This window comes from Paenibacillus sp. SEL3 (assembly GCF_054602585.1).
Window position 1 is genome coordinate 1,203,665 of record NZ_CM137725.1, and the last position, 12,747, is coordinate 1,216,411.

At 48.8% G+C, this 12,747-nt stretch carries 14 protein-coding genes; 4 read left to right on the plus strand and 10 right to left on the minus strand.

Annotation, left to right across the window (positions count from 1 at the left end; all coding sequences use genetic code 11):
- Nucleotides 1-54: 54 nt before the first annotated feature.
- The gene (locus ACYCS5_RS05665; RefSeq protein WP_069011037.1) at nucleotides 55-612 is read left to right on the plus strand and encodes a phosphatidylglycerophosphatase A family protein; all 558 of its coding nucleotides are present in this window, start codon (nucleotides 55-57) and stop codon (nucleotides 610-612) included.
- Between the two features lie 69 nt (nucleotides 613-681).
- Nucleotides 682-1,119 carry a GNAT family N-acetyltransferase gene (locus tag ACYCS5_RS05670; RefSeq protein ID WP_069011036.1) on the plus strand — a complete coding sequence of 146 codons (438 nt, stop codon included), beginning with the start codon at nucleotides 682-684 and terminating at the stop codon, nucleotides 1,117-1,119.
- A 142-nt stretch (nucleotides 1,120-1,261) separates the two neighbouring features.
- On the opposite strand, the gene ACYCS5_RS05675 is transcribed toward ACYCS5_RS05670, so the two are convergent.
- From ACYCS5_RS05675 to ACYCS5_RS05695, 5 genes are all read right to left on the minus strand, one after another.
- Nucleotides 1,262-2,053 (minus strand): SDR family NAD(P)-dependent oxidoreductase, encoded by a 792-nt coding sequence (locus ACYCS5_RS05675; RefSeq protein ID WP_165148718.1) that lies wholly within the window; start codon nucleotides 2,051-2,053, stop codon nucleotides 1,262-1,264.
- A 105-nt stretch (nucleotides 2,054-2,158) separates the two neighbouring features.
- Entirely contained in the window at nucleotides 2,159-2,797 is a 639-nt protein-coding gene (locus tag ACYCS5_RS05680; protein ID WP_029518356.1) for a TetR/AcrR family transcriptional regulator, read from the minus strand.
- A gap of 245 nt (nucleotides 2,798-3,042) precedes the next feature.
- Nucleotides 3,043-3,678: an NAD(P)-dependent oxidoreductase gene (locus tag ACYCS5_RS05685; RefSeq protein WP_029518355.1), complete on the minus strand. Its 636-nt coding sequence runs from the start codon at nucleotides 3,676-3,678 to the stop codon at nucleotides 3,043-3,045.
- Nucleotides 3,679-3,753: 75 nt separating this feature from the next.
- Nucleotides 3,754-4,764: an MBL fold metallo-hydrolase gene (locus ACYCS5_RS05690; protein ID WP_029518354.1), complete on the minus strand. Its 1,011-nt coding sequence runs from the start codon at nucleotides 4,762-4,764 to the stop codon at nucleotides 3,754-3,756.
- Between the two features lie 22 nt (nucleotides 4,765-4,786).
- Entirely contained in the window at nucleotides 4,787-5,572 is a 786-nt protein-coding gene (locus ACYCS5_RS05695) for a class I SAM-dependent methyltransferase (RefSeq protein ID WP_165148715.1), read from the minus strand.
- 254 nt (nucleotides 5,573-5,826) lie between these two features.
- Between ACYCS5_RS05695 and ACYCS5_RS05700 the strand changes: the two genes are divergently transcribed.
- Nucleotides 5,827-6,705, plus strand: a complete 879-nt coding sequence (locus ACYCS5_RS05700; protein ID WP_459760938.1) for a DUF72 domain-containing protein — start codon at nucleotides 5,827-5,829, stop codon at nucleotides 6,703-6,705.
- Here ACYCS5_RS05700 and ACYCS5_RS05705 read toward each other — a convergent pair.
- From ACYCS5_RS05705 to ACYCS5_RS05725, 5 genes are read right to left on the minus strand one after another with little or no spacing between them, the layout of a single operon-like run.
- Nucleotides 6,697-7,812: a tetratricopeptide repeat-containing glycosyltransferase family 2 protein gene (locus ACYCS5_RS05705; RefSeq protein ID WP_459760939.1), complete on the minus strand. Its 1,116-nt coding sequence runs from the start codon at nucleotides 7,810-7,812 to the stop codon at nucleotides 6,697-6,699. The genes ACYCS5_RS05700 and ACYCS5_RS05705 overlap by 9 nt on opposite strands.
- Nucleotides 7,809-8,684 carry a class I SAM-dependent methyltransferase gene (locus ACYCS5_RS05710; RefSeq protein WP_459760940.1) on the minus strand — a complete coding sequence of 292 codons (876 nt, stop codon included), beginning with the start codon at nucleotides 8,682-8,684 and terminating at the stop codon, nucleotides 7,809-7,811. The genes ACYCS5_RS05705 and ACYCS5_RS05710 overlap by 4 nt, the downstream gene beginning before the upstream one ends.
- Nucleotides 8,677-10,020 (minus strand): nucleotide sugar dehydrogenase, encoded by a 1,344-nt coding sequence (locus tag ACYCS5_RS05715; protein WP_165148875.1) that lies wholly within the window; start codon nucleotides 10,018-10,020, stop codon nucleotides 8,677-8,679. Before ACYCS5_RS05715 ends, ACYCS5_RS05710 begins: the two co-directional genes overlap by 8 nt.
- Before the next feature lie 2 nt (nucleotides 10,021-10,022).
- On the minus strand, nucleotides 10,023-11,003 hold the full coding sequence (locus ACYCS5_RS05720) for a polysaccharide biosynthesis protein (protein ID WP_165148706.1): 981 nt from the start codon (nucleotides 11,001-11,003) through the stop codon (nucleotides 10,023-10,025).
- A 19-nt stretch (nucleotides 11,004-11,022) separates the two neighbouring features.
- Nucleotides 11,023-11,730: a glycosyltransferase family A protein gene (locus ACYCS5_RS05725; RefSeq protein WP_029518347.1), complete on the minus strand. Its 708-nt coding sequence runs from the start codon at nucleotides 11,728-11,730 to the stop codon at nucleotides 11,023-11,025.
- Between the two features lie 215 nt (nucleotides 11,731-11,945).
- Here ACYCS5_RS05725 and ACYCS5_RS05730 point away from each other — a divergent pair, with 215 nt between their 5' ends.
- Entirely contained in the window at nucleotides 11,946-12,659 is a 714-nt protein-coding gene (locus ACYCS5_RS05730; RefSeq protein WP_165148703.1) for a GT-D fold domain-containing glycosyltransferase, read from the plus strand.
- Nucleotides 12,660-12,747 lie beyond the last annotated feature (88 nt).

A 12,747-nucleotide genomic window follows, 5' to 3' on the forward strand; every position in this document is an offset into this window, starting at 1 on the left:
GGTCATAATTGCAGTAGAAATCAGGATCTATACGAGGAGGGTAACTTCAATTTTATGGACAAGAAAAAAGTACCTTACAGCCTGAACAGTAAAAAGGTAGCTGATGCCACCCGCGAGTGGCTGCACAAGCGTGGCGTTAACATGACTGAAATCGCAGAACTGGTCATGCTTTTACAGAAAAAATATTACCCAACCCTAACGATGGAAGAATGTATGGAGAATGTGGACAAGGTACTGATGAAGCGCGAGGTTCAAAATGCCGTGCTCACGGGCATCCAACTGGATATCCTTGCAGAACAGGGCGCTCTTCTTCCCCCATTGCAGGATATGATTGAAAATGATGAGGGATTATACGGGGTGGATGAAATTCTGGCCTTTTCCATTGTAAATGTGTACGGCAGCATTGGATTCACCAATTACGGTTATGTCGATAAACTCAAACCAGGTGTGCTGGAACGCCTGAATGATAAAAGCCTCGGGCCGATCCATACGTTCCTGGACGACATTGTGGGCGCTATCGCAGCTTCGGCCAGCAGCCGTATCGCCCATCGCAAACAGGCAGAGCGTGAGCAGGAGCTTGGGGAAGAAAGCGCACCGAATACAACACGTTAAACAACATGCTAAATAACAAACAACGCGTGGGAATATAACAGATATATAAGGGTTAGAGGAGAACTAGACATGGCAAACATTACTGAAGGGTATGCATTCCGTACGATGCAGGCTAATGATTATGATCAAGCCATTGAGCTGTGGAATGGCTTAGACGGATTGGGATTAAGCGAGGCCGACTCACCGGAGCGAATTGCACGCTTTTTACAACGGAACGAAGGACTTAGCTTTGTCTGTGAGTACAACGGAAACATCATAGGCACGATTTTAGCGGGCCACGATAGTCGCAGGGGGTTTCTGTATCATCTGGGTGTAGCTGCAGCACATCGTGGTCAAGGGATCGCGCCCAGATTGGTGGATAAAGCGTTATCTGCTTTGCTGAGAGAAGGCATTGATAAATGTCATCTGTTTGTGATGGAGCATAACGCAGGGGGTCAACGCTTCTGGTCAGCTAATGGCTGGGAGAAACGGGATGGAATTTTACTATATTCCCGAGGACTAGAATAGGATCTAAGCGCTTGATCTATACAAATAGGAACACCGGGTCTGATTCAAGTCGAGCTATAAACGATCAGACCCGGTGCATAATACTCACAGCTTATTCATTGCCATTCTAACATTTCAAGCTCAGATTACCTTCATTCATAAATTACAATCCATTTTGTGGACGCAGTGCACGTTCTACAATTCCCAGCGTGGATTGACGAGAGAAGAACCGGGACACCTGAGCTACCCAATAGTTTTGGCGACCGGAAATGATGTGACTACGTCCCTTTTCAAATGCTCTCAACGCGTTCTTCACAACGGTTTGGGGAGTTTCCCTAATTCCAATTGACGCTTCACTTGCGCCAACAATATCAAAAAACGGCGTTTCTGTTGAGCCTGGACAAAGGGCCAAAACTTTAAGCCCCCGTTTCCGATTTTCGGCCCATAGCGCTTCAGTAAAAGAAAGCACAAATGCTTTGGTTGCTCCATATACGGCCATATAAGGATCGGGCTGAAATGCGGCTGTGGAAGAAACATTGATGAGCCCCCCATCCCGCTTACGCAATAAATCAGGCATAAATGCATGTGTGATGTCGACTAAAGCAGCCACATTGAGCATCACTTCCTCATGCTGTCGTTCTCCTGAAACCTGCTCAAAGTATCCATAGGTGGCAAAACCCGCGTTGTTAATCAGGAGATCTACCTTTAGCTGTTGTTTTTGAACCTCCTGATGCAATGTCTGGGATGCTCCGGGTGTGGAAAGATCCAGCGCAATCACTGTTGCTTTTACGTTATATTTAGCTATGAGCTCCTTGGCCAGCGCTTCTAATTTGGTTTCATTCCGAGCTACCAAAATGAGGTCACATTTCTTAGCTGCGAGCGAATAGGCAAATGCCTCGCCAATACCGGATGATGCCCCTGTGATCAGAGCTGTTTTGTTTGCGTACATAAACATGATGATAACCTCCACAGTATCGTTGTTTTATTCTAGAAACATTGTTACCACTACTCTATAATGAACTGAAGTCATCTACTATGACGACCTCAGTACACTTCATTTTTACGATGGGGATGAGGATGTTTTAAATGCTACGAGCGTATTCTTCAGTGTAAATGCATACACCCCTTGAGCCATATCTACATCTGAAAAATGACCTGCAAACTGAAGATGTATGACCCCATGTAAAGCAGACCAAAACATCCGGACAACCAGCAACGGATCATGCTCTTTCAATGCTCCCTGCTCCATAGCGTGTATGACGGTTTGCAGAATTCGTGACAGTGCCGTTGTGGTCCCCTCCAAGCTCTGTTCATCCGGCTTGAAATCAGACAATGCCCCGCCAAACATCATTTTATAATAGGCTGAATGGAGCTGTGCAAATTCCCAGTACGCCCAGCATAGAGCTTCCAGATCAGCGAGTACGCTTTCGGTAACAGGTACTTGCTGGAAGGTTTCAGCCAATAGCCGACATCCATCCAGGTACATCTCATTGGCAAGACCATCCTTACTGCCAAAAATATTGTAAATGATCTTGGTGGAACAGCTTAATTTCTGCGCAACTCGCCGTACGGTCACAGCCTCAGGCCCTTCTTCCACAAGAAGGATGCATGCGGCATCGATGACATTTTTACGTAGCAATTGCTGCTGCTGTTGCTTCACTTCCGAATAGGTTTTATAGGGAGGCGATGGCTCGGACATGATTGAATGCACTTCCTTTTGCTTGAGGATTTTGCAAAATCCTGGCTTATTAAAAACTGTTGCTTGTTGCTACTATAATAAATTAAAGAACTACACAAGACTTTCGGGAAACGGTGTTTCCGTTAAGAATCATAGTATTCTAAGCCTGAGTATTTGTCAAATAAAAAAAGAAACACAATAAGTAGATACACTTACCGTGCTCTGGTTGATTGCTTAAAAATGAAGCTATGTTGGGTGTTTCACGATCAGTAGGCAATACCTACCCGTGTACGGATAAATTCGTAACTCTTGCATTGCCAATAAGTAAAATCAGCCGTATCCGCGGTGGTAATTTGTGAGCCACCTTCAGGCAAAAAATCTTTTTCCACGCGATAAATACCTGTCCGCGCTCCGTCCGGTAGATAGGTTGGACATACGATTGTCCAGTCTAGTGCCGATTCACGCAGCAATTCGTACACTCGCCGATGTTCCTGGGCCGCACGAGTGCTGCGTCGTCGGGTATCGTAGGACTCGTAACGATACAGGTCCGGTTCGGTCCGGCTTTGCAAAATTCCTGCCGTTCCTACCGTAATGAGCCGAGAAATGGACTGTTCCTGCATGAGCCGGATCAGCAGGGCTATATTAACGGATAAGGTAGTCGTTCCATCCGTATTCAGCGCACTGATCACAGTCGTCGCCCCACCCTTCAGCGCCTGTGCTACGTCCTCTCCATTAGTGGCATCGCCTTGTACGATTTGCAGCTGATTCCCATATCCAGGTATGTAATCCTCCAACTTGTCCGGTGAACGAACAAGGACCGTAACGGTATGACCGTCCGCTAACGCATAATCTAATATATACCGTCCTACGCGTCCGGTAGCTCCCAGCAGCAGCAAATTCATAAAGTCCTCTTTTCCGGCATGCATGCCGCTTGTCATGTTGTTTCGTTATGTCACTTGTTGGTCAACTTTCCGTGACTATTGACGGCAAAAGGGATAGAAGCGCGTGATTGGGTTCGTCTCGCTCATAGAGGCCCGTTCACGGCGCACCAGCTCCACCAGATGAGCCAGCGTCTCGGACATGGCAAACCTTAGCTGGTGAATACCCAGCTTGCCACCGAACATGGCAATGCACAGCTCATAGGCTGTGCTTCCCTCCGGTTGGATCAGCTGCTGAAATTTCTCCAGTCGTTCTTCATGATGTGCCAGCAACGCTTGCGTCCGCTCCCGAAAATAACCAAACGGATTGCGGTGCCCCGGATATGCCCACGCTACCTCCAGCTTACCTAGACGCTGCAAGCCGTCTACATAAGACTTCAACGGCTGGGCATCACTGCCCGGCAGCAGACTGATATTAGGAGAAATCTGCGGCAAAACTGCGTCACCGCAGAGGATAACACCGCTATTCGGGTCATATAAGGACATATGTCCGGGCGCATGCCCTCCCGTCTCGACGGGCAGCCAACTGCGTCCACCCCATTCCAGACGAGCGTCTATGCCGGTAGGAATAACGGTAATCTCAGGCTGTGGATTCACTTGCAAATAAGCCTGCCGCATATGTAATTCCAAGGCCGGCACTTGCTCCAAAGGAAAACCATGCTGGACAAAAAAGCTGGGAAGCCTGTTCTCCATAGCGACCGTCGATTCTGGAGCGTCCCACATCATCATCGCTTCCTTATGGCTTCGGGCTGACATATGTACACGAGCCTGACTTTGCTGCTGCATCCAGCCCGCCAATCCGTAATGATCGGGGTGATGATGAGTGACCACAATGTCCGAAATATCCCCAAAGGACATTCCCAGCTGGTGGAAGACATGCGCCCATTCTGCCTCGGTGTCCATATTGCGCGGCCCCGGGTCTACAATTGTAAAACCGTGCTCTCCCTTGAGCACATAGCTATTCACCCAGCGCAGCGGAAAGGACATGGATATTTTGACCTGAAAGCCTCCGTCTATTCGCTCACACGGTGTAAGCTCTGGCATTTTCATGGCTTCCACCCGCCTTTCTGTTTCAAGCCCGCACGCCGACAAAAATCATTCGAGGCGAAGCATCTTCAATATATTGATCTTCATTATAGCTTCCGTGTACCTGCTCTACAGATAGTCCGGCTTGCTCTAGCAATCCACGAAACTTCTCATATGGATATAGCTTCACTCGTTCATGATACACGCGCGCAGGTTCTCCCTCAGTAGGAGTCGTGCCCAGAGCAGAGGCTGCCTCAGTGCCCGTAACGGATGCAGCTGACCGAATCGCAATTTTCTTTTTCACAAATCCATCTTCAATGACCCGATGCTCCTCAATCCAATTCCCTTCATCCTCCCGCGACGAATGCGGTACCAAATGAGCGGCTACGTAAGCAGGGTTCAAATAATCTATGATAAAGCGTCCTCCCGGCTTCAACAGCCGATATATTTCCTTTAGCACTTTAAGCTGCTCCTCATCCTGTTCAAAATAACCAAAGGAGGTGAACAAATTCATCACCGCGTCATAGCTTTCATCCAGCGGCACCTCTCTCATATCCCCTTGATGCCAACTTACCCGTCCTTCGGAATCAGCTGCACGAGCTTCTCTCAGCAGCACATTGGAAAGGTCCACACCTGTCACCTGATAACCTGCATCTGCGAGCGCAAGCGAATGACGTCCCATCCCACAACATAAATCCAATACGCTGGAGCCTTGCGGTAATTTAAGCCAGGAGATCATTTTTTGCACTTCCTGATAGGCTCCCTGAAAGTCGCGATGCTTGTATACCAATAAATAATCTTCCCCAAAGCTTTGCTCGTACCATTCTGCCATATCGTTTCTCCTCCATGAACTCATTTCGCTCTATTACATACTATATTAGCTTTTTCAAACTGGAAACTCAAAAGCATTACGAATAAGGGTTTTGCAAAATCCTGAATAAGGAAACATGTTACAATAACCGTATTTGAGCTTAAATATTCATAGGAACTTCATACCAACTTCATGTGATTCACCCCATTTTATCATTAAAATGATTCATGGGAACGCCTTTAGAAGTTTTCATGAAGGAAAGGAGCGGGGAAATTATGATTCAAATTGGACTTACGGGTTGGGGCGATCACGATGACTTGTATCCAACGGGTACCAAAGCTAACCAAAAACTAAGTATCTATGGAAGCCATTTTCCGGTAGTAGAAATGGATAGCTCTTTCTATGCGGTGCAGCCCACAGATCGTATGGCACGCTGGGCGGCGGAAACCCCTGACTCTTTTTCATTTCTCGTCAAAGCCTACCAAGGCATGACTGGACATACCCGCGGCAAGCAACCTTACTTCAAAACAATAGATGCCATGTACGAAGCACTGCATGCATCGATAAAGCCTCTTCACGAAGCGGGCAAGCTCAAAGCCGTGCTGTTTCAGTACCCACCCTGGTTCGACTGTACACGTGAGAATGTCGCTGTACTGCGAGACACAAAAAATAGGATGGGAGAGGTCCCATCCGTACTTGAATTCAGACATCAAAGCTGGTTCACACCCGATTTTCGGAAACAAACGCTGGCATTCATGCGTGAAGAAGGCTGGATACACAGCGTATGCGACGAGCCGCAGGCAGGACCAGGGTCGGTTCCCATTGTGCCGTTGGCTACAGACGGTAATCTGACAATCGTACGTCTCCACGGGCGGAACATATCGGGCTGGAATCAAAGCTCTGCACCGAATTGGCGGGAGGTTCGTTATCTGTATCGGTACAATGAACAAGAGTTGACCGAATGGAGAGACAGGTTGCTGGAGCTGGAGCAGCAAAGCCGCGAGGTGTGTGTTATTTTCAACAACAACTCAGGTGGAGACGCCGCTGCTAATGCCAAGCAACTCATGACCATGCTTGGCATGGACCCTAAACCTTTTCCCCCTCGCAAGCCACACGAAGAGGATAACGGGCCGGAACAGCTTGAACTATTTTGAGGAACGGGCTGAGGGTGAGGAGTTGGAGATAGCCTCCTTGAGCTTGCGTGCATTATCCAGTAAATGCGGGTCGTCAGGTAAATAGCGTAAAGCGGTCTGGTTATGCTCATACGAAGCGTCCAGCTGACCTACATGGGCATAGCAATGGCTGAGCCGCACATGAGGTAACCAGGAGTAGCATGGTAGTGGAACAGGTCGCATACCCGGAAGGTGATGCTGTTGCTCCAATGCCTTTTCGTACCAGTACGCGGCAGTGCTCCATTCGTTTCTTGTGAAAAACCAGTCACCGATCATGCAGCACAAGTCTGATTGCGGCACACCGTATCGAAAGGAACGTAACAGACGATCCAGCTGTTGCTCCGGCTTCCCAAGGTGAAGATAGCATTCCGCCGACCGCGCACAAGCGGTAATCCGATCCTCACGGTAGCCGCTTGGCTCCTCCAACAGATGGTTGAACGCCTCTACCGCCTCGGCATATTCTTTACGGTCAAAACATTCATTGGCGTGCAAATACAGCAGACGCCCCTCCAGCTTGCCGCTTTCGCTGATCCACCGGGCGAGAATACGTTGGTTACGGAGCGTGTGGTCTTGCATTCGGCGGTGAGTTATTGCCACATCTGAATGAACGATTTGCCCCTGAGGTATCACCAGATCCTCATGCAGACGCCCTTCCCAGCGGTATTGTCGCTCACGCTTCACGAGACGGATACGGCGTGAGGTGAACAACAGTTCACCCTGCTCCCCCTCTGCCAAATGAAGTGGCATCACCACTGCGTCGATATCCTTAGACAAACGCTGCTTCAAGGCACGCAGGCGCTCACGATCCGGCTCCAGCAGCACATCGTCCGCATCCAGCCACATGACGTAGGAACACGTCGCCTTGTCAAATGATTCATTACGGGCGGCTGCAAAATCATCCTTCCATTCAAATGTATATAGCCGATCCGTATAGCGGGCCGCTATCGTCTTCGTCTGATCCGTCGACCCTGTGTCCACAATAATGATTTCATCCATCAGGTCTGCGACCGAATCCAGACAGCGGGTAAGTGTGTGCTCCTCGTTCTTTACGATCATGCACAAGCTGATGGTCAGTGGATGCTCAGTCATGACTTCACGTCATCCCCTTTACCTTTGGCTGATTCTCCCCTCGTTTTTCCGGTAGACTCGCCAGCAGTATATGCACCTCTCCTTTCAGCCTGCGTCTTGTCTAGCTGTTCGACACGTGCATACCTTTCCATCGGCAAAAGTTGTTCCTCCATATACCGGATTCGCTGTACCGCCTTGTCGAGTGCGGCCTTTCGCTGATTCATTTTGCGAACATGCTGCTGCTCCACCAGTCGAAATTGCTCCTCGTCCAGTTTCATCCACTCATTCAGATGCGCTGCCTCTGGTTTGACCTCACGCAGTTCTTTCGACTTCTTGCGGCCTGCAAAGCACAAATATTTGTGATGCACCTCCAACGCTTGTTCATCAAAATAAGGATACAACACACGGGAGAGGCTCCCGGCATAGTAAGTCCGCTTGTGATCATGAAACGGATGGTAACCATAAGGTACAGACAGGACGAGCGTACCCTTTTTATTCAACAAGCGGTAAGCATGAGCCAGCAGGTTGTCGGGATGCGCAAAATGTTCCAAAATCTCCCCTAAAATAATGGTGTCAAAGCCACCGGGAGGACGCTCAAATTGTGAAATGTCCTTTAACTGAAAGTGGACTCGTCCCCGTATGGGTGCGGATTCCTGACGAAGTTCTTTTTTTGCATAAGAAATGCTGCCCTCTTCCAAATCAATAGCCGTTACCTCAAAGCCTTCCCGCCCGAGCAAAATAGCCGTTATGCCCTGACTGCACCCAACATCCAACACCGTATGACCCTGTACATGGCGACAAATCCAGTGAATTCTATTGCGGGTGGCTTCATGAGATTCCTCCGAATTAATCTGCCCGTAATAACGTTCGTTTACCTGATCACGGTTAGCCAACAGCGGCGCCCCCTCCGGGATGCCCCAAGATCACGACATGTCCACCTGTGCAATGTGCAGTCGCATTACGTGTATCGAAGACCAGCGGGGCATGGTCGACCAACTGTTGGTAGTTCACCACAGAATGGTCTGTCGTAATGACTACGATATCTGCACTTTCCCATAGCTGGGCATTTGCCGTCCGAGATGGGATTTCTTCACCGTTCAGCTTAAAACTCGATACATACGGGTCGGTGAAGCTAACCGAAGCACCCATTTTAGTTAAATGCTCGAACAGGACAAGAGCCGGGGATTCGCGAACATCATCAATATCCTTTTTGTAGGCCACACCTGCCAGAATGATGTTGGCCTTGTTTATGGCTTTATCTTTCTGAGCAAGCATAGCTTCAATTCGCTCCGCAATATACAGCGGCATACGCCGATTCATGCGATCTGCCAAGTCCACGAATTCCAATGGAAAACCATGCTGCTCGGATTTCCATGACAAGTATAGCGGATCAACCGGGATACAGTGCCCCCCGATGCCAGGTCCCGGATAAAAAGGCATATAGCCGAATGGCTTGGTGGCCGCTGCATCCAGTACCTCCCATATATTGATGCCAATTTTCTCACAGGCGGCTGTCAACTCATTGACCATTCCAATGTTGACGCTGCGGAACGTATTCTCGAATAGCTTGGCGGCTTCCGCCACGGTCGTCGAGCTTACCGGAACAATCTGGTCCAAAAAGGACCCATAAAACCCTGCTCCCACTGCCAGACAATCCGGCGTGCAACCGCCGATCACCTTGGGTGTGTTGCGAATGTTAAAATGAACGCTACCCGGATCCACACGTTCCGGCGAGAAGCACACATAGAAATCCTTACCTACCGTCCAGCCCCTGCGCTGCTCTATCACCGGTCGAATCAGTTCCTCGGTCGTTCCCGGATAGGTGGTGCTTTCCAGAATCAACAGTGTTTGTCTACGCAAATGAGGTATAGCCTGATCAATAGCCGTTTCAATATAGGACGTATCCGGTTGGTGTCCGTCCGTCAGTGGCGTAGGCACGCAGATCACGACGATATCCGCATGCTCCAGTACCTTGATATCCGTAACCGGATGCAATTGCTGCCCGATCAGACCTTCCAATGCATCATCACCAATGTCTATGATGTACGACTTTCCTTGAAGCAGCTTGGCTACTTTGACGGGATCGGAATCCACACCATATACATTATAACCAGCCTTTGCCATTTCCACTGCCATGGGCAGCCCTACATAACCGAGGCCGATTACCGCAACCTTTACAGTTCCTTTAGTTATTTTTTCCATAAGCTGCAAAATACCCACCTCTTTCATCGTTACTCCATGCCTCGCAGTAGCTCAGCAATTCCAGCGCGATCCATTAACTCATCGTCCGAGCGATATTGATTGAAGCTCACTCGTTCCAATCCACCGTATTGGCTCAGTAAGCGCTTGTCTGCTTGCTGGGGAAGAATAACAAAATAGCGATCTTCATAGCGATACGTATGCGGCACCTCATAGGGCGAAATCAGCACCTCATGCAGCTTTTCCCCACCACGTATACCAATCTCCTTTACTTTCAACGCAGGCTGCCCCGCCTGTTCTTTCATCACTTCTGCTAGATCTGCAATATTGCAGCCCTTCATTTTCATCACTAGCGTCTCTCCCCCAACCGCCGTGACAGAAGCCTTCAGCAGCAAGCCAATCGCCTCTCCGAGCGTGAGGAAAAAGCGTGTCATATCTGGGCTCGTCAGCGTTAAATCCTGCCCATCCGCGATCTGGCGCTTGAACAGGGGCACGACACTTCCACTCGTCCCCAACACGTTGCCGCCGCGTATACACACAAAGCGAGTACGCTCACTTAAAGTGTTGGCGCGGATCATCAGTCTTTCACCTATCGCCTTCGTCATGCCATATACATTCACCGGATCTACCGCCTTGTCTGTAGAGACATCAATTACCTTGGCGACTCCCTGCTCAATGCTGGCCCGGATCACGTTTTCCGTACCGTGTACGTTCGTCTTGAAAGCCTCTTCCGGCTGTCTCTCACACACAGGGACATGCTTTAATGCCGCCAAATGGAATACATAGTCCACTCCGCGACATGCCTCCTGCAATGCCTGAAGATCTCGAATATCTCCAATCATGAAATTCAGGCGAGGATCCGATAGAAATTGCCGCTGCATGGCAATCTGTGCAAATTCACCGCGTGAGAAAATACGAATCTCCGCCGGGTCCTCCTTCAGCAATTCAGCGGTTAGGCGTTGCCCCCAAGATCCCGTTCCTCCGGTCACCAGCAGTTTTTTTCCTTTGAACAATATAATCTCCTCCTGACCGTTACGAATTGGCAATGCCTGTTCCCAGAAATTCTGCCAGCACAGCATTCATTTCATTCTCTGACAGCCGATCCTTCGCCGGCACTTTTTTCACCGAAGTATTGGCAGCATGAATGACGTTCACATAGTTGCGAAGTGGAATGATCTCATGCGGCAGCTCCGTTACATATCCGTGCGTACCCTTTCCAGGAATGACCACACGGTAATCATTCAGAAAATCTTCCACTTGATAGCGAAACACATAAAAAGAAGGCGAACGGTGAAACACCGGTGCCATCTGCCCCTCAACCGCATCCCACAGGTAACCCATCTGGTTCACCAGCGCAACCGTCTCCGATTGAAACTTGTAATCATGCAACTGTTGTACAAAGGACTGGTGATACAAATCGTCGGAATCTATTCGAGCAATGAGCAGTTCGTCCGCACCTTCGATGTACGCATGGATACGACGTTTACTTTCGATGCTCGTACCAAAACGGATGTGGTCGGGAATGGGCTCATGTCGGGCCAGCTCCTCTTCCACGATGTCACTGCATCCGCCCGCCAGCTTGACGACAGATAGGAAATCCGCATTTGTCTGACTGAGTAAACTACGCAGCGTAAAGGTTCTGAATATATCCAGTCGCTCGCTGATCCACTCACGTGTCAGGCGGTTGGGATTCATCCCATAGTTATTAAAATTAATTTCAATTACAACCTTGCGATTCATTGATCTTCCTCCCTTTCAACCGTCTTCTCTCAAGTTATGAAGACGCTCCTGAAACGGCACGTACAGATACAACGAATCTTGTAAAAATAGGTAGAATCCAAAAAGAATAGCCGTTCATACAAAAACCTTTTCGCTTTCGACATATGATAGAATACAAAGTTTTTTACTCCATCTGAAAAGTTGAACAAGCAGGAACGACAGGGAGGAAACATGATATGACGAATCCAAAGTATCTGGAGATGGACGAGGTACTGAAGCGTTTGAAGCTAGCACTCGATCAGCACCAGTCCTTTTCGCTCATTCGTATTGGAGATGGTGAAAATTTGGTGTTGGCGCAGGATACCGTCTGGCCGATGGAAAAGGTGTTACAGGAACGTTGGGCGGTCAAAGCTAATCTCGGTCAAAAGGGACTGTTTCTACCAAATACGGAGCTACGGGACGCGGTGGCTGAGGCAGTGAGCAAAGCCAGCATTACTGGCATTTTGCCATATGATGACGAATCTATTAAAGCACCATCCTATATGAAGCGGGAGCTGACCGATCAGGTCTTTGCTCACTATGCTCTTTCCCCCCCGCTGACCTGCCACGCCTGCCTGAATCGGTATTTGGCTGGGACACCCGCTTTCTGGGACATGCTGAAAAATCGACGCATTCTGCTGGTCACCCGGACGGCCGCTGAAGTAAAGCCTGTTCTTGAGGCTGATCCGTACAAGCTGCATATCGCGCACACGCTGGCATTTCATCAATATGAACAAATGCCTGAAACACTCCAATGGATCGCAGCACACAAAGATGACTTTGACATTGCCCTGTTCTCTTGTGGTGTCAATGCAGTCGTGTTAGCACAAAAAACAGCAGAAATCACTGGCAAAGTAGGTATAGACTTCGGCAAGGCGACTAATATCGTCATGTTCGGCAAAGCTAATTAATAGATAAAATAATATTTGTGAAAAAATCCACTTAGCAAGTAATCTTTGCTCCGTATATCGAAAAGGCACTAGCAAATTTCAATTTTGC

Coding starts and splice junctions, on each gene's coding strand:
- ACYCS5_RS05665 (WP_069011037.1), top strand. CDS start 55: ATGGACAAGAAAAAAGTACCTTACAGCCTGAACAGTAAAAAGGTAGCT.
- ACYCS5_RS05680 (WP_029518356.1), bottom strand. CDS start 2,797: ATGTCCGAGCCATCGCCTCCCTATAAAACCTATTCGGAAGTGAAGCAA.
- ACYCS5_RS05725 (WP_029518347.1), bottom strand. CDS start 11,730: ATGAATCGCAAGGTTGTAATTGAAATTAATTTTAATAACTATGGGATG.
- ACYCS5_RS05695 (WP_165148715.1), bottom strand. CDS start 5,572: ATGGCAGAATGGTACGAGCAAAGCTTTGGGGAAGATTATTTATTGGTA.
- ACYCS5_RS05690 (WP_029518354.1), bottom strand. CDS start 4,764: ATGAAAATGCCAGAGCTTACACCGTGTGAGCGAATAGACGGAGGCTTT.
- ACYCS5_RS05675 (WP_165148718.1), bottom strand. CDS start 2,053: ATGTTTATGTACGCAAACAAAACAGCTCTGATCACAGGGGCATCATCC.
- ACYCS5_RS05705 (WP_459760939.1), bottom strand. CDS start 7,812: ATGACTGAGCATCCACTGACCATCAGCTTGTGCATGATCGTAAAGAAC.
- ACYCS5_RS05700 (WP_459760938.1), top strand. CDS start 5,827: ATGATTCAAATTGGACTTACGGGTTGGGGCGATCACGATGACTTGTAT.
- ACYCS5_RS05685 (WP_029518355.1), bottom strand. CDS start 3,678: ATGAATTTGCTGCTGCTGGGAGCTACCGGACGCGTAGGACGGTATATA.
- ACYCS5_RS05730 (WP_165148703.1), top strand. CDS start 11,946: ATGACGAATCCAAAGTATCTGGAGATGGACGAGGTACTGAAGCGTTTG.
- ACYCS5_RS05670 (WP_069011036.1), top strand. CDS start 682: ATGGCAAACATTACTGAAGGGTATGCATTCCGTACGATGCAGGCTAAT.
- ACYCS5_RS05715 (WP_165148875.1), bottom strand. CDS start 10,020: ATGAAAGAGGTGGGTATTTTGCAGCTTATGGAAAAAATAACTAAAGGA.